Below are 314 nucleotides of genomic sequence, written 5' to 3' on the forward strand. Positions count from 1 at the left end.
GCGATGTCTTCATGGATCGCAGCAGGTACCGCCTACAGCACCCATGGCATCGTGATGCTGCCGGTGTACATTTTCTACTCCATGTTCGGCTTCCAGCGCGTCGCTGATCTGATCTGGGCCGCGGCAGACCAGCGCACCCGCGGTTTCTTGATCGGGGCGACGTCAGGTCGCACGACCCTGGCCGGTGAGGGCTTGCAGCATCAAGACGGGTCCAGTCATCTCGTGGCGGCTACCGTGCCCAATTGCCGAGCCTACGACCCAGCCTTTGCCGGCGAGCTGGCGGTGATCGTCGACCATGGGCTGAAATGCATGCT

General features: G+C 62.4%; 1 protein-coding gene. It reads left to right on the top strand.

Annotated features, from left to right (window positions below):
• On the top strand, positions 1 to 314 hold a 314-nt coding region (locus SB717_RS34725; protein ID WP_486360785.1), incomplete at both ends, for a hypothetical protein.

The sequence above is a fragment of the Priestia sp. SIMBA_032 genome (assembly GCF_046535215.1).
Classification (GTDB): domain Bacteria; phylum Bacillota; class Bacilli; order Bacillales; family Bacillaceae_H; genus Priestia; species Priestia aryabhattai.